Origin of the sequence: Pedobacter sp. FW305-3-2-15-E-R2A2, from assembly GCF_038446955.1 — a bacterium.
In the GTDB taxonomy this organism is placed as follows: Bacteria; Bacteroidota; Bacteroidia; order Sphingobacteriales; family Sphingobacteriaceae; genus Pedobacter.
The window spans coordinates 2,820,065-2,837,686 of the sequence record NZ_CP151803.1 but is presented as its reverse complement, the minus strand read 5'-3'; the positions used below and the strand labels follow the sequence as shown (position 1 = coordinate 2,837,686).

9 protein-coding genes are annotated in these 17,622 nt (G+C 40.9%); 1 reads left to right on the top strand and 8 read right to left on the bottom strand.

The annotated features are described in order from the left end of the window. The first annotated feature begins 41 nt into the window (after positions 1 to 41). Complete coding sequence (locus AAFF35_RS11640; protein WP_342332665.1) at positions 42 to 434, top strand: DUF1801 domain-containing protein; 393 nt, start codon at positions 42 to 44, stop codon at positions 432 to 434. A 172-nt stretch (positions 435 to 606) separates the two neighbouring features. Here the strand turns inward: AAFF35_RS11640 and AAFF35_RS11635 are convergent, their stop codons facing one another. The 8 genes from AAFF35_RS11635 to AAFF35_RS11600 form a co-directional block, all read right to left on the bottom strand. After that, positions 607 to 894, bottom strand: a complete 288-nt coding sequence (locus AAFF35_RS11635) for a hypothetical protein (RefSeq protein WP_342332664.1) — start codon at positions 892 to 894, stop codon at positions 607 to 609. A gap of 2 nt (positions 895 to 896) precedes the next feature. Then, the gene (locus tag AAFF35_RS11630) at positions 897 to 4,445 is read right to left on the bottom strand and encodes a DUF6443 domain-containing protein (protein WP_342332663.1); all 3,549 of its coding nucleotides are present in this window, start codon (positions 4,443 to 4,445) and stop codon (positions 897 to 899) included. A gap of 25 nt (positions 4,446 to 4,470) precedes the next feature. Further along, on the bottom strand, positions 4,471 to 7,830 hold the full coding sequence (locus AAFF35_RS11625) for a DUF5977 domain-containing protein (RefSeq protein WP_342332662.1): 3,360 nt from the start codon (positions 7,828 to 7,830) through the stop codon (positions 4,471 to 4,473). A gap of 547 nt (positions 7,831 to 8,377) precedes the next feature. Then, positions 8,378 to 8,824, bottom strand: a complete 447-nt coding sequence (locus tag AAFF35_RS11620; RefSeq protein WP_342332661.1) for a hypothetical protein — start codon at positions 8,822 to 8,824, stop codon at positions 8,378 to 8,380. A gap of 224 nt (positions 8,825 to 9,048) precedes the next feature. Next, positions 9,049 to 10,647, bottom strand: coding sequence for a hypothetical protein (locus AAFF35_RS11615; protein ID WP_342332659.1), 1,599 nt, complete (start codon positions 10,645 to 10,647; stop codon positions 9,049 to 9,051). Between the two features lie 231 nt (positions 10,648 to 10,878). After that, the gene (locus AAFF35_RS11610) at positions 10,879 to 12,048 is read right to left on the bottom strand and encodes a DUF1735 domain-containing protein (protein ID WP_342332657.1); all 1,170 of its coding nucleotides are present in this window, start codon (positions 12,046 to 12,048) and stop codon (positions 10,879 to 10,881) included. A 35-nt stretch (positions 12,049 to 12,083) separates the two neighbouring features. Next, entirely contained in the window at positions 12,084 to 14,066 is a 1,983-nt protein-coding gene (locus tag AAFF35_RS11605; RefSeq protein ID WP_342332656.1) for a RagB/SusD family nutrient uptake outer membrane protein, read from the bottom strand. 30 nt (positions 14,067 to 14,096) lie between these two features. Further along, positions 14,097 to 17,516: a TonB-dependent receptor gene (locus AAFF35_RS11600; RefSeq protein ID WP_342332655.1), complete on the bottom strand. Its 3,420-nt coding sequence runs from the start codon at positions 17,514 to 17,516 to the stop codon at positions 14,097 to 14,099. Positions 17,517 to 17,622: the final 106 nt, after the last annotated feature.

The window sequence follows — 17,622 nt, the reverse complement described above, 5'->3', positions numbered from 1 at the left end:
TTATAATTTATTCCTATTTTAGTGGAAGATATCGAAATCTGATGAATAAGGATATACAGCATTATAATGACACTCAGTCGGCGATAGATTCTGAAATCTGTAACCTGCTATCCGCCGGAATTAACCTTCAACTCAAGGAGGAAGAAAGTAAGATCTGGCATGCACATCCGGTCTGGTTTATAGATGGTAATCCCATTGTTGGCTATAGTAAACTCAAAGCTGGTATCCGTTTGATGTTCTGGAGCGGTGCTGATTTTGAGGAAACTGAACTAAAGGTTGGCAGCGGTAAATTTAAGGACGCCTCCATTACCTACACGGAAATTGAACAGGTTAACCTGGAGCATCTGGCCCGCTGGATTGAAAAATCAAAGGTGATACAATGGGATTATAAAAATGTGGTAAAGAGAAAAGGAGTTTTAGTACGTTTAGCTTAAGCGGGGTATACTGATCGAATTTCTTCATATGTAGTGCATAGGATTTAAGCAGGAAGTATAAAAAACCCGGGATTGAAATATTTCAATCCCGGGTTTTTTATACTAACCAAATGATTACCAGGCTATCCAATCAATAGGTTAATATCATTCCTTAAAAAGCTTACTTAATAGACTAAAACGCTTGGGCGATAAACAGCGAAATAACAAACAAGCACACCACAATTCCTATATTTATGATTAGCAGCAACTTATCCTTTAAAAGGATTTGTTTTTTATAGAGAAGCCATAAAATGATTATTTGCAACAGAGCAAAAAATAATGATCCCCAAAAAGAGTATTTTTCGCTCGATTTACCCGATCCAAAAAATAGAAATTCCGCAAATACATCTACGATTGCTAAGGCAAAATATAATACAATATTTAGCCCGGATAAAAAAAGATATACAAAGAGTTTTTTCATAGCTATTCTTCCTGTAAGTCAATACCATAAGATTTCAACAAGCTAGCAAAATCACGAACGAATTGTTTTTTATCGCCTTTACTTTTCTGAAAAGCCTTCAAAAATGCGCCCACCTCTTTACCAAAACTACCATTTTTGTGTGGTTTTTTTAAAGACCAAGATCCCGTATTGGTTGTAAAAGCCGTATTATTCCCCATATCGTCACCAGATAGCCCGTCCCAGCTATGATCAATAGAAAATGAATTTGATCCAACTGGAGCTTCTATTGAATCTGATTGATGAGGGGCCAAATTTAATACAAATTCAATGACCTTATCTGGATTTTCAAATTGACCACGATTCTCTTTTATCAATTCTAAAAGCGCATCAGTATAACCTGCTCCAAATGCAGCCCCTCGGCTATGTGTATAAATTTGAATTTTTTCGATAATCTTATTGGTCTTAGGATCACGCTCCAGCTTTGCCAGTATTTCTTTAAAGTCTTTTTTTGCATCCATCTGACCACCTAAAAATCTGTCCATAGCTCCAAAAGCCCGATCATTGGTCACATAATGCTTTCCGTGTATCGCTTGTCTCCCTCTATTTCCATCAACCCAATGGATTTGTCCTCCAGGATTGGGCATTCCAGAACTAGCAATGGTCCTCAATAATTGCGCATCCCAATAAGACCTATTACCACGTTCACTGTCCCCTTCAGTATTACCGTTAATATAAATAGGTAGTTCCCCGTCTTTGTCAATAAAGTTTGCCGGACTATTTAGAGAATAAACATAGGGGGAAGACATTTCAAGTAATTCTGATTTGGGATCCACCACATTCCACCTTCCAATCGTGGGGTCGTAAAATCTTGCGCCATAGTCGTACTGTTCGCCCATTTCCTCCTGAATTTCCTTTCCATTATAAAGGTACTTATTATTTAGAGAGACTGTGTTTCCAGAAGACTTTCTTTTACCAAAAGCATAATAATCATCACTTTGAAGTCGCTCGACTGCTCCAGTTATCGGATGTTTGCGAAAACTATACCTTACATTCCCCAGTTGATCTGATAGATTGTACTCATAGCTAAATATACCGCCATTATTCCTGGCGATTCCTTCATCTGTATGAATGATATCAATAGTATTATCTACGTATTCAATTCCATTCACATAATTCCTAACCGCTCCATTACTCGACTTTTTAAGTCTATTTCCTACCGCGTTGTAGGTATAAATTAAATTTAGTCCGATTTTAGTAACCATAGCAGGCAAATTCAACACGTTATAACCGATATTAAGTTTATTTCTTCCATCCACTATCGCATTTCCATTCTCATCGTATTGATACAAACCGGTCTGAAGTGGACCACTACTGACTTGACTCAAGCGATTGCCATTATACTTATACTGGTTCGCTCCTTCCCCATCTCTATTCATAGTAGAGATATTTCCCATTACATCATATGTCAATGCTTCCGTCATTCTTATCCCCGTACTACTGGCATTCTTAAGCCTACTCAAAGCATCATAACCATAAGTAAAATTATTTAAGAAACTACTGCCAGTTCCCCATTTTTGATTTGCAACATTCCCATTGAATTGAGGAGAAGCACCATCATCATATAGTAGTTCCATACTAAATTGAGTAGAGATTTTTCTTTTCAACCATCCCCGTTCATTATAACCAAATGTAGTATTTTGGAGATAAGAATTTCCTTTGTCAGAGCTATGAAGGCTTTTCATGGATAACTGACCAATCTCATTATAGTCGAGTTTACTTAAAATAATCTCATCCCCATTGTTGATCTTTTCCATAGTCTTGTGTTTTCGCCCTACATGATCATATTCAAACTGGTTACTCACTACAGTTGTTTTCCCGTTCACGGTATGATTCCTTACACTTTCCTTCAATTCTCCGGCAAAATTGTAATTGTTGGAAACGACATCCGTTCCTCCCAAATGATTTTGGCTTTTCACCTGTAAAACTCTTCCCTCATCATCATAATAATTTACCCTCAACAACATCGTTTCAGTACCCAAAACAGCTGTTTTATTACCCGTCAGCACGCCTTGAGTCCGAATTCCGTCCACTTCATTTTTCCCCGTATCAGGAAGACCAAAATCATTACCTGGGAACTGGTAATGATCATAATAATTAATGCTGTGACAGGCGGCTATACTTGTTGGGAAAGCTTGATTACTATACCCATTCCCAGTTGTTATTTTTGTCTCGAAGAACTTGGTTTCTTCATTTATCAAAGTTTCCATCTGATATCTGGACCTTCTATTTACATCCGAATATAACCCTGTAATGATCACCCTCCCAAACACATCATACTTATTAAACAACCATTGTCCGCTGTTAGCCTGCACCGCATCCTGACTTAGCACCAATTGATCCAGATTGTTATAAACCAGACTTCCCCATCCCTTCCCCGGAACCTTCTTCTCGATCAGTCGCTTTCTTTCATCATATCTGTACTGATAACAAAAATCATTCTGAACTGCCTGCGATGGTAACGTGATTGCATCCGGATCTGCACCCGAAGGCAATATGAAACTCAGGTTACCTATATCATCATACACATAATAAGTTGAAAGGATTTCTACTCCTCCTGCATCATTCTTATTAAAAAGGCGTTTTAAAACGGTTCTCCCTTGTTTGTCTATATATGTTTCAACCGTCCCAGCTTTTCCATCTGCTTCCGTCCAATTTTCATTCTTATTGATGGTCAGTGCCAACTCATTTACCTTATAGTACCCCGTTCCTGAAAGCATTCGCTCATGCTCTTTGCCTATGCCTTCCACATATGCTGCAGTATATAGCCTTACAGCAAAACCCTTTGAGGCAGCAGCAATATCCATATTATTTACTCCATACACAAATCTTGTCGTATGCCCTGAAGTCAACTGCCAGGATGCACCAGCTTCGCCCTGCTCCAACGTCCTATTCAATGGCGAGCGTTCAAATTTTATTTCAGAAAAGGCAGCTCCTGGAATGGAAACTAACCCTGGTGCCCCCTGGAGAGTAGGACTATTATAAAAAGTCAATTGATCAGCCAATGCTGTGGTTTTATATCGGCCATCGCTTGATGAGCTGTCAGAAACATAGGAAAGATATTTTTTAACCTCTCTTCCAAAGGCATCATATTCTATGGGTTGTACAATATCCCTGAATGAAGGACTCCCCTGAATGGTGATGGCTTGTGATGGCCTTCCAAGACCATCGAAATATTGTACCGATTGATTTTCATCGGATACTTTTCGCAGACTGTCTATATTTCCATTATTAACATTAGCCATTTTAAACGTCCTGGTTAACATATAATTCTGGTTACTGCTAGGCCTGGAAGCAACATTTGGAAAGTTCAGAACAGGGGGAATCGTAAAGATTCGCACTGTACTTCCTGAAGGAATATGAAACCCAGCTATCAGGGTTACACTACCAGGTGCCTTAATTTCGTTCTCGCCACTATATTTTGACAGTACCAATGGTTTTTGAGCTGCTGCAGGATTAAATACCTCAACCATTAAAACCAACCCGAGTACAATTATTTTTTTAACATCTATCATTTTAAATTCAGTTAGTCTATCAGGGTTAGTCTATTGCGCAGGCATAATCGTTATAGTCAGAAAGGAGTCCACTCTTTGAGCCATCAGACCATTGGTATTCATATGTGCATTTATAACCATTTCCTGACCTTATAGAGTACAAATTGTATCTCGTACCTGTTTCACAATAACCATTAACTATCTTTTGACCTTCACCGGTACAGGTATTGATGCAAGTCCCATACTCATTAGCATTAGTCTGTCCCTTAGTGTTGAGCTCATTTGTTGCTAACTGATTGGCTGCAGCCTGACTTGCAGTAGCAGTATATTTTCCCGCAGGAACGGTGTAGGAAACACTAGTTCCAGTAAGCCCATTCGTACAAACCTTTGTAAACACTTTGCTCATCGCAACACTTTTATAAATTGTCGGAGCGACATAGGGACTCAATCCATAATTAAGTGTATAGTTTTTTATTATATTATTATGCTGATCTTTGATATTTTTTAGTCGTTGAAATCCATCATACTCATAATAGGAAGTTTGTCCTTTCTCATCTGTTATACTTGTTACTCCGACCAAAGGTTCGTAAGTATAAGTAGTAACCTGTGAACCAGTAAGATTCAACCTTAACTTATTCAACTCATTTCTTAATTCTAGGTCATTCTCGGGATTGTCGAGTACAGCCTGGCTTACATATTGCCTAGCCACATTGTAATCACCGTTTAGAATTTTAGCAACCGGAAACTGAGAACTGTATCCCCAGAGATAGGCCTCTTTAATCCCATTGATCCTTTGTTGCTCTAAAACATTACCACGCCCATCATATTCGTTAAAAGAGATCTTCGGCTTATAACGACTGTCTATTACACTCGCTGTTACAGTAACAGTCGCAGGGATGAAATTTGTGATGCCTTGTCGACTCTCCATTTTATAGACAACATTGGGGTAAGGTATTGTCTTTTTATAAGTAGTAAAAATAGAAGATACGGTTCTGAGGTTAGTTCCGTTAGCGTTAGATTTCTGAACATACTGCTCTACAACAGGATTGATAACGTTTTTATCTTTAAGGATTTGAATCCCTTTTGCAATATCATTATTGGCAGCTTCAGTACTGGCATAATCCATTGGATAAGTCATCTTAGAGACTATCTTTTCCCCATCACTTGTTGTCTCCGTGTTCGTTGATATTTGCCCAAGGGAATTAAACGTCCAGGCTTTTGTATTTACAAATACTCCAGAATCCGTATTAAAAGTAGAATCTGTCTGCAAAGATAACTGCTTAGCGCCACCGATGATGTCATATTCAGCATAATTAAAGAGTGAATTATGCCCGCCTATAGCAAAACTAAACACCGTCGGATATCGATTTTCTGCGGGAGAGGCTCTTGCAAAGCCACTCACTTTGAAACCATTAAACTGACTCGTAGCAGTTGCGCTATATTCGTAAGTCTCTTTTCGTGCAAGTTTCTCTCCGGTAGCTGTTGTTTCATAAAAGCGCTTCTCCTTTAAGCGAGGTGCGGTTCGGTAATCGTATGTCCTTACAAATGGAGCAGGATTCTGAACCTCCCGGGGATACCATCCTGCATTAAAGTAATTCTGATCGAAGTTGTAAACCGTTTTTCCGGTAACAGCAGCGTCTTTATTTATTTCAGTAACTTCATCATACCATCCATAATTTTGCATCACATAACTGTCAGCAATCTCTGGATCCGGGACAGAAGAATAAACAAGTTTTCTTACGGCCTCCATATACGTTCCGCCTGTTATGGCAACAAGTTCAGCCCGTTCGCTAATATTCATACCTATTTCTGAACCAGGCAACGTTTGTCCTTTTCCATAACCAGAATAGTTTTTTCCATATAGGTAACTCTTTGAAAGCAGTAGCTTTTCAGATTTATCATAAGACCGAATCTCTCGTATACGAATTCCACCGCTTTGAATCTTTCCATTCGCGTTAAACTGATTCGGCTCGAAAACATAATCTGTAAAACCACCAGTAGGATAAGTAATTTTTTTTAAACTATATGCGACGGAAGCCTGACTTTTATTTGCACCAAAATCATAAGCACTGTAGCGGTTAAAATTGCAGGGGTCTTCAGGAGATGTCATCCCAGAATTGATCGCACTGAAATTCACTTTAAGCTCAGGAAGATAAGAAGCATCATATCCCAGATCAGACCTCCCATCCCTTGCATAATAACCCCAAAAATCATAGTTCCGATAAATGGTAGTTCTGGAATCGTATTCAAATTTGTAAGTGAACGAATTTTTCAAATTCGCATCATAGATTTTTAAAGAATCTAAAAACTGACGATTGTTTCCACCTGAACTATAATAGAACAGAACTCTTTTCTTTAACTCTCCTGTTATAGTAGAAATATTCAAAGCATTGATCTTTTGATCCTGCGTTGCCCGCTCAAAAGTCACCTTTTCGTTAGGTGTGGTTATCTCCATCGTGTTATAGATATCATAATATCCAGGAGAACCTGTTACACTACTAGAGTACACCATTTGATCGGGATAGCAATCGTCCCGAGACTGTCTAGGAACACCATAGGTAAGAGAAAGCGAAGTCACTCCTGCCCCTCTTTGCTCATAAAATTTCCTATACTTAAAATATATCTGTTGATTAGATGGCAAGCTGATTTTAGTTAGAGGCCAAGCCGTCGTAACTAAACCACCTCTAACACCTGTAGTTTCGCAAAGATCTTCATTACTGTTTTCAACTTTCCCAAACTCATAAAAGACACCCCTGGTGTCCATAAAATCCATTGCGTTAATACATAGACTATTCGCTGGAAGCATCTTGGTGGTGTAATTGATTTTAGAGCCAAATTCTCCAGTCAATAAAGTGGTTGTCTTATTGGCCCTATCATCGATCAGGAACCTGCCTGAAGTATTATCGAGACCATAAGTAAATATATCATATTGACCATCCAGATCATCAAACGGGCCATCTAAAAATCTGTGGGATTCACTACTTTTATTGAACTTCGACAGATACCTTTCTCGCGTAAGCCTATCCATTTCGTAATACACTTTGTTATTGATTTCATGTTGGCTTGGCATTACAGTTTGTTCATCGGCAAAACCATAAGTTGTCCTAGTGATCCTATATCCTGGGCTTAGAGCCCACCCCACACCAACATCACCGTTCGCCTGTGCGAATTTGATTCCTGAGGCATGGTAAGAAAGTGCTATTGGGATTTTGACAGATCCCACCTGTATGTCATAAATCGGTATATTTATTTCGGGAGTCCCGCTTTGTAACGAGACGACATGATTAACATACTTATCAAACTCATTACTGCTGGGTGAAGGTGGCAAGACCCTTTTTAAATCTTGGGCATAGCTAACAGCGCCAAGAATCCATAACAGATATACAGACAACATTTTTCTTATCATAAACAACATTTACTAATTTTAAATTACAACAAACTCAATAACAGCGAAAAAATAAAAAGGCATACCAATACCCAGTAATATGTTAATAAAACACGCAGACATATTGACGAAAACAATTGAAAAATAAGTTCAAAAAAAACCTAAAAAGATCATAAAGAGCTGTTTAACAATAAGTTTTAAACTAAAAAGTTTAAAAAACCTCCGAGTTACCTCAAAAGTAAAAAAATATTTCAATAAAATAATATTACAACAAATTATTTAACAATTAGAATACATCACCTTAAACTTAGTGTGGAAATTGCTAAATTAGATTCATGAAATTGCAATGCTAGAATGGCATTCATCGCGATTGAGGTATTGATGCGTTTAACTTAAGTGGGTACATTGACGGGATTTCTTCACAAATTGTGTATACTATTCAAATAGGAAATATAATAAACAAGGATTGAAATACTCAATCCCGTTTTACAGTGCGGCTCAAATAATTCTTAGGCCATCTTAGCAATAGATTAAAGGAATCAGCGAATCAGAGCACACTATTGAGGACTTATTTATATCTGATAATATACAAATATTCGGGATCAATCCCTGCAAAATAATAGATCTCTTTCCTTTTTTTATTAAAAAATCTGATCCGATAAGTTTCGCCGTCAATATTAATGTGTTTATGATCTATTATCTTAGCAGTCTTAGCGAGGTCTATTTCATAGGCATCGTAAAAGACTGCTGTAACTTTGGAAAGTTCATTTTTTGTATGTTCTACATACCCCAAAGGATTCCAGATATCGACACCTATGAATTCGCCATTTTCGAGATACGCTTTAGTTTTTACCAAATATTTTCTCTTTTGAAATCTGATGATGCTATCATTTGGCATGAACGCATACGGTACAAATGTCTTAAGTGCTTTAAATTTGGCAACTATACTTAGTTCTTTTTGCGCTTTGCAAAATAAGCTGCAGAATATTAATGATACTATAGTCGCATTTCTCATGATATATTTTACTTCTTCCAGCCTCAATAATACGAGATGAGCAATCTTAAATGTAACACACAAAGAATATTGAGCTCATTTTATATTATAAATATTTACTTAAAGTATTCAAATATAACAAAACGGCAAACAAATAAACATAGTAGAACAGCCTGCATAGTACAACCAGCTTGCAATTAGCAATTTACGGAAATAAAAAAATAAACTTTTAAAGAAACAGAGAACTATGGCTTTTTCCTGGGCGCTTTTAAGAAATCACCCAACTTATTTAATGTTTCCATTGATCTGGCCGCTTTTTGTTTCTCTAGTTCTATAGCATCAAGTCTTTCCTGCTCTTTTTTTCTCGCAATTTCAGCCTTTTGCTGTTCCTGCCCGGCAAGTTGCTGCGCTCTGACCGCCCTGTCCATGAACCAGATCTCATCAAAATCACCGGTCTGTTCCACAATAACGTTGTTCTTTTTTACCATGTATATATATTTCGACCTGGAAGCGCTGTTTTGATATTGTGACAGAATGTCCTTCAGGTATTGCGTGTCCCTGGAATAAAGATACATCGTGAGGCTGTTGTTATCATTAACTGAAACCTTGTAATTGAAGATACATACTGCAACAGGAGCATTGGGAGCTTTAAAGTAAAATTTAAGCTTATCGGCAAGTGGATCAGCAACCCATTTTTTCAAGCCATCGTCATGCTTTATCCCATTTACATAATTGGCAGTGATCGTCTTTATCACCTGTTCCGGTGGCCCGGACTGATAAAGATTGGCCAGGTCATCGAATCCCGGTGTCTTTGTATTCTCCAATCTTGAAGGCATATCCTCCTCTAATGGCTTAATATCAAGCCATATAAATTTTGCACTGGAATAAACATTACAGCGTATATTTTTGAACTCATAATAGTCGGCACCGAGCTCAGGGTCGCTGCCAGTTTTTGCCCATTGCTGAATGCCAAGGGCTTTTTTTAGTTTGGAAAAGGTGATGGGATCCTTACAGGTCAGCTCCATCCTATTCATTTTCCGTAGTGCTGAAGTGGCGATCGTCACAAAAACGGAATTGCTGAATTGATAATTCCGACTGTAGCCCGACAACTCCCCCTCTATTGCAAAAGTCTGCTCATAGTCCTGATAAAGCAGGTTGACCCCTATTTTTTTCATGAATTCTACCACCGAATAACCTACATCTTCGGCATTGTCATGTACAATGATGTCCTGGGCATCGAACTGCCGCAGTTCTTTGGGTACATAGGCATAAAGACTGATCCGCTTCATGCTAAGCGCAAGTCCATTCTTACCCGTTTCGTCTCCGTCTTCATTCAGTGCTTTATAAGAAGAGGTCGTTGCGACCAGATTCCCATTCCTAAAGGTGGTATCGGACTCATTCAGGGCGATAACCGGCCAGGCAGTCAGGCCCAGCATTTTTTTTATCTCCTTAAAATATCTCCCATTGCCATTACTTTGTTCAAGGGAGATTTCAGTGATATAGTCATTCTTATCGGCAACAATCGATGCGTTAAGCCCTTTGTCGAAGATCAATCTTCTCGAAGTAGAAGCAATGCTATTGAGTTTCTTGCCCTTCGCATCATAGTCATAGGTCGTTGTTTCTTGTATATCTCTGAGCACGATCTGTAGCTTTTTGAGTTCATCATTAAAGATCTGTACCGCCCCATCAGGTGTCTGGCTAAAAAAATCTATTTTGCTGAGAGCGGGTTCCTTAGAAGCTTCCAGTTTTCCTTTAGGTTTCGCTACAGCCTTTTTGACTTGTGCATTTAAATGGTTGAAAAACATGGCGACCAGCAGGACGCTGATGAGAACGCGCTTTTTCATCTCTTTGGTTTTTACATGATGACCGACAAATATTCAGGTATTCGTTTACCCTATATAATTTAGCGATTATTTGATCAAATTCAAAAAAAGAAACAACAAAGGACCAATACCAGCGGTCCTGCAGGGCGCTTCAGCCATTACTGAAGCGCATAAAAGACATTTTCCTTCATCAGGGCTATTGCAGCAGGTATTACGATCTCTGTTTTATAGATAAACCATTCATACTTTGTCTTATTTTCCGTCAATAGGCAGCCAATAGGTATAGCCGGATTGTCTTACATGCTCCCAATTATGAGGTCCAGACGATGTATTGGCATCCCTGATGTTCAGGTTATCGTCAACAAAGGTTAAAACATCGGTATAATCCGCACCAATCACATTTTTGTAATGCAGGGTCAGTGTTTTTGTTTTTGGGTCGTAAGTATTGTCGGTACTGCTATTCTGAATCGTAGAATACCTAAAGGTTGTCATAGGAAATTTAGGATCCCCCGCTGCTATAGGTTCCATAGTGTAGGTGCCGTAGACCTGATTGTTCAGATAAAGCTTATTATACATCCAGCCTATGGAATGCATCCCGAATACTTCGAAGCTCCACACTCCTGTTCCCCAGATCATGAATTGCCCTTTATCCTTTGGATCTTTGCTTAACCGGGTAATATACTTATAGCTGTAGAGCAGCCCATTGACGGTATTCTCTCCGGCATTGCCCTGTAAACGCGCAGAATGATAGCGCCCCTCCGGAAGCTCCGGAATCGGAAATCCAGACCAGTTTACAATCTTATCCGTATCTACGATCAGATTTGCGACCATAAAATTATCATAAAGGCGGCTGAGGCTGCTTTCGTTAGCTTCTACAATTCTTAAGGGAAAAGCATACTTAGCGTAAACACCAATTTCAGCCCTTTTGATAGGGATAGAAAATATCAATGAACTCGAAGAGCTTCCTTTTTTTATGGTCACGATAAAGGCTTTGGAAAGCTCATCGCGAGGTGCATTGACGGTATATCGCGTAGCCGCCGGAATAGCATAAGCCGTATTGTTTTCCACATTAAAGTCTGACAGCGTTTCTTCGTCGAAAGCTACTTTTACCACAATATCCTTGTCGGCAGGCAATGAACCTCCAATTCCAATCTTAAATTTAACATCTACCAGACCGTCCTTAAGGTCTTCGATCAACTCCACATCATACTTGTCGTTAAGGATTTTCAAGGTATCATTAAAAGTGTAGGCTTCCAGCGAAGTGATTGTCCTTTCTGTTGCTGCAGTAGATTCTCCGCTAATAATATAGAGCTCTTTCTTATAAAACTCTTTGTTTTCATAATCCAGTTTACCACATGACAGGCAGCACAGCAGAGTCAAAGCAGAAAAGAGGAACAGGCATTTATTGGTTATACGTTCCATAATATTTTCATCATTAATATTGAATAATCTTGTTGCTACCATCCCGGATTTTGAATCAGTTTTCCCCAATGATTGGAAACATCTACGTATGGCAGAGGAAAGAAATAATTCTTCTTTTTAAAGGAATATCCATCAATAATTGTACGATCATAAAAACTGATGCCCGTAGCTCGGTAATTCATGCCATATACTGACCCACCTACCCCGGAAGGATTGCCCCAGGTATCTCTCTGTACATCCTCAGCATCTTTCCAACGTCGCATATCAAAGTAGCGTTTGCCTTCAAATGCCAATTCCACGAGACGCTCCCGCTTGATCCATTTACGAATCTCCTCCTTTGAACCTTGCAGGTAACCAGGAAGACCTCCGCGATACCGTACCTGATTGAGGTAAAGCAGGATATCGGGGTTACCAGGAGCGCTTTCATTAAGTGCTTCTGCATAGGCCAGGTAAATCTCAGCCAGGCGGTAGATGGGGTATTGTTTTTCAAAGGATCCTTCGATTCGCAAATCACCATCGTTGATATATTTGACAATCGAATAGCCGGTTCTTACAGAAGGCCTGTCGGTCTCGATATATCCATCGGCAGTCTCTGCCCGATAGTCCACATAATAATAAGGATCAGTTTTATCATCCTGCTTGAATCCCCGTCCATGGAAACCAATAGTCGCATAAAAACGTGCTTCCCGGTTCAGCACGCGATTGGGTACAGCCGGATAAACATTACCTTTTAAAAAATTGGTATGAATCGGCGAACTGGTATAACTCCCATCACCTAATATATACAATCCATCTGTTGCCCTCGATGTGGAAATATCCTTGTATAGTTTTTGGTTTTCTTCCTCTATGGTCTTTCCGTTGTTCATGAAGTAACTGTCCACGATTTTTTGCGTAGCGGCTACACGTCCCGTATACATGGCGTTAGAAGATTTGTGTCCCCGCGGCCAGCCCAGGGCAGTCAGATTAAAGTTTTGATTAGGTCTCGAAACCTGCCAGATCACCTCAGAATTCCAATAGTGATCCCCTCCGCTAAACAAGGCTTTAAAAGAACGGTATGGATCTATTCCTGCAGGGCCATTTGGCCAGGCGACATCATTGCCTGGAAAATCCCCCAGCGGTACGGTTTGGTAACCACTATTCGCAGGAAGGGTGAAAAGCTGATACTGGTTCAGATCAATGATTTCTTTATAAGCTGCCGCTGCCTTTACCCATTTAGTCTCATCATATCCGGTCCCAAAAAAGGGTTTGCCCTCCGAATCAAAGAAGGAGTTGTACTCTGCATTGCCATTTACCAGCGGACTCGCGGCCCATAAAAGTACCCTGGCTTTGGTAGCCATCGCCACTGCTTTAGAAGGACGGCCAAGATCTGAAGAAAGGACATCGGCTTGTTGAGGTAAATTCAGGGCGGCTGTTTCCAACTCTTTCACCAGAAAATCCACACATTCCTGAAGGCTGGCACGCTTTGTCGGATAATTCCCGCTGGCATAATCAACGGTCTTATCGACAATAACAAAGGGGCCGTAAATTTCCAGAAGCAGTGAATAATAGTACGCCCTCAAAAATCTAACATCCGCCTGATAAGATTCTACCTCTCCTTTTTTCAATAACTTATCATCAGCGAGGTTAGATTTTTCCAGAAAAAGATTACAGGTTCGAATGGCCTGGTAGAGTTTGGCCCAATAGTTCAGTTCCGAAGGTAAATTGTCTGAATTATACTTACTCTGCGAGAGTTGCAAAGCGAGATAAGTATCCAGTCCGGCATGTCCCTCGTCTCCGGCACCACTAAATGGCCAGCTGTAATGGATATCCGAAAAATTGGGAAGATGACCATAACATGCTGCCCAGGCCTGACGTATGTCTTTCCGGGATTTCCAGATGTCATTCAAATTATCCACTTCATGCAGGTATTCTTCTGCATCCAGATACTTCTTACAGGAAAGCAAGTTCACTGCCAGAAGCATCATGATCATAAGGCCGGTTGTTTTTATTCCTAAGTATTTCATTGCGCTTTGTTTCATGTTGATAGTTATAGATTAACAGGTCTGTGGTTACAGTTTAAACTTGACATCCAGCCCCAGTGAATAGGTACGTTTGAGTGGGTAGGCGTAGGAAGAAGTTTGTTCAGGGTTCCAATCCTTAAAATTGGAAAACGTAGCCAGGTTATCCCCTCTGCCATAAATGTAAATGCTCTTAAAAGGGAACTTTGAATTGGAAGGAATCCAATTGTAACCTACCTCCATATCTGCAAGGCGTACATAGGTCGCTTCCCTTACCCAGAAAGTCGACTTCTGAGCGTTATTCGTATTGTCAGAACCTACTGCCAGACGGGGATAGATCGCATTGGGGTTTTCTGTTGCCTGTGTACCTGAATAAGAAGCCGGAGTCCAGTGGTCATTATAGGCCGCATTATAAATCGCGCCCTTACTTCCATTCGCATTAAAAGGAATGCGGCCCCCACTGATCGTGCGGAATAAATCAGCTTTACCAATTAAACGTGTGGCAAACGTCCAGTTTTTGTAACTGATATCAATCGCTAAAGAATAGGTCCATTTAGGGATGGAACTTCCCAGCCAGATCCGATCTTCAGGTGTAATGATCCCATCACCATTGATATCCTTGTATTTGATGTCCCCCGGGAGGACCTTGTTCCAGGTCTGCACAGGACTGTTGTCGATATCTTGCTGATCTTTGAACAACCCTAAGGCGATATAATCGAGATCCCTGCCCCAGTCCAGGCCTATACCACTCTGGTATGGCATTTTAGGATCCAGCTCCCCATTCTCTACAATGGTATTCACGTTATAGGTGAGAATTCCCCTGAGGTAATTGATTCGGAAATCTCCATATTTCTTGGTATAGACCACATCCATGTCAAAACCTTTGGAATACATTTTACCCAGGTTTCCCTGAGGCACAGCAGGTAGACCTAATGTTGCCGGAAGACGGTTCAGATTGATCAGCTGGGCTTCCCTTGTATTCCTAAAGACGTCCAGCACCAATTTAAATTGGTTGAACAAGCCCATTTCTATCCCCAGATTCAATTTCTTGTTTTTCTCCCAGGTCAGTCCAAGCTGCTCGAGTTTTGATTCACCGATTCCGGGAATAATCTCACCACTATAGGCGGTACCTCCAAAACCAAAGGTATAGCCATCACGTGCTGCTGTGGAAGCCAGATAACCAAACCGGGATGCCCCTCCAGTAGCGCCAACTACACCATATGAACCTCTTAACTTCAGCTGATTGACTACCGTCCTGATTCCGGCCCAGAATTTTTCTTCCGAGACCATCCATCCTGCTCCAACAGACGGAAAGGAAGACCAGCGTTTATCCGGAGTAAACATCTGAGATCCTGAAGCTCCGAAATTAATATCGGCAAAATATCTGTTTTTATATCCCCCTGTAATCCGGCCTGCTATAGACTGCTCCCGCACCGGAAGCGCATTGATCAATAAGTCAGTTCCTGTCCCGCCCGGTACATCGGCCATAGACTCCCGCTGTTTGTACAGAACAAGGGCCGTAGTGGAAAAGTCTTTGCCAAAATCATGCGCGTAATTCAAACTTCCCTGGACTTCCACCACCCGGTTTCCACTCGGCGGACTAGACATAAATTTCATTTTATCGTCCAGGTTAGGCGTCGTATTGATCGTCACCAGATTGCCCTGCTCATCCCTTCCCGTCCCCATATAGCTATTGGCAAAATCGGGCCGGTGCCGCTGATAGTTTTTGATGTACTGATGGTTATAATCGTTAATTTTTGAAAAGGAAGCGATCCCGTTGAAAAACAAACCTTTGAGTGCGAAATCAAGCTTTTGCGTTAGGTTCAGATTCGTTGACATCACATTTGAGTAGTTCCGGAGAAAGCCGGTCTTATTCAATAAGGAGAAGGGATTGACTGCCCCGTCTGATTCTTCCGGAGCAGTCCCGTTTGAATATTGTGTCGGGAAAAGTGTAGGATTGATTTCGTTAATGATGTCCAGGATGTTTCCAGTCCCCTGTCCGGGTTCAGTGGTCGTATTGTACCTTCCGTCAAAACCCAGGCCCAATGTCGTCGTAGGGCTAATGTCGGCCCTTAGGTTGGACCTGAAATTGAACTGGTTGTACTTCGCATTAGAGTTATAAGACTGGAGGTTTCCACGGAACATCCCATCTTCGGTATAATACCCTCCGGACATATAATAGGTGACCACATTGCCCCCTCCGCCAATATTAAAATTTCCCTTATGCGCCAGGTTGTTGGGCTTAATCAAGGCATCATACCAATCCACATTTGGATAAAAATCCATATCCTTGTCCCCGAATTTTGCAATGATCTCCTCAGAATAAGGAGCATTCTTTCCACGGACCACAAATGCTTCATTTCTCATCTTCGCATATTGTACCGCATCAATCCAATCTGGTTTGTAAGTTGCATTATTGACTGAGGACGACAAGGACATATTGACACTGGGTTTCTCTGAGATCTTTCCGGTCTTGGTGGTGATTACTATGATCCCATTGGCCCCTTCAAGTCCGTATACGGCTGTTGCTGAGGCATCCTTAAGGATGGAAAAGCTCTCGATATCGTTTGGATCTACATCGTCAATATTCCTTCTCAGGCCATCGATGAGAATTAAAGGCTCCGAACTTCCCCTTACAGAATTAATCCCCCGTATGATGAAATTCGCACCATCTTTTCCAGGCTGACCTGAGCCCTGACTAAAGGAGACACCGGCGACTCTTCCGGCCAGTTGATTGGTGAGTGAACGTCCCGGTCCAATGAGCTCTTTCGGATCGACAGTAACAATGGCGCCTACCACGCTGACTTTCTTTTGTACGCCATGCGCCACTACGACCACTTCATCTAGTTCACCGTCCCCCTTTTTCATCACAATCTTCAGCTGCCTGAGGTCGTAGTCAGTGATCGTATCGATTGCTACAGTTACCTCCTTAAATCCTACCGAGGAAAAAACGAGGATAGATTTTTCAGGAACATTGCTCATGCTAAATAAGCCCTCAGCGTTGGTCACCGTTCCGAAAAGAGCATTTGCTTTTATCCGCACGGAGATCCCGGGGAGAGGCGCTCCGATTTCATCTGTCACCTTACCCGAAATCTGAGCTTCGGGTACCGCTTTCCGGATTGGCTTCACTGGTTTGGCGAGTGCTGCCGGAACTGGCTTAATCACAATAGTTCCATCATGAATCTGATAGCTGAGCCCCTGATTTGCCAGCAATTTATCCAGGGCGGAGGCCAGTGGTTCTCCTTTCAGCGAAATATTGACCGGATTGGTATGTTTAAGTGTCTCCTCTTTATAAATAAACCGATAACTGGTGGTTTTCTGAATGGCCGAAAAAGCGCTTTCAAGTGTCGCGTTTTTCAAGTCAAGATTGACGGTCTGAGCGACACTTTTTGTGGAAGTGATCAAGATGGTTAAGCCTATAAGAAAGACCGTCAATTTCCTGACGGACAAGGCACTAAGGATTCTATCCATATCTGTTAGACTGGTTTATGGTTAATAATAGTTTGGTTTGAAAAATGCTTAAGGTAGAAGATCAGGGGTCCGGCCGAACCATTGATCTGTTAACCAGGAATATCAG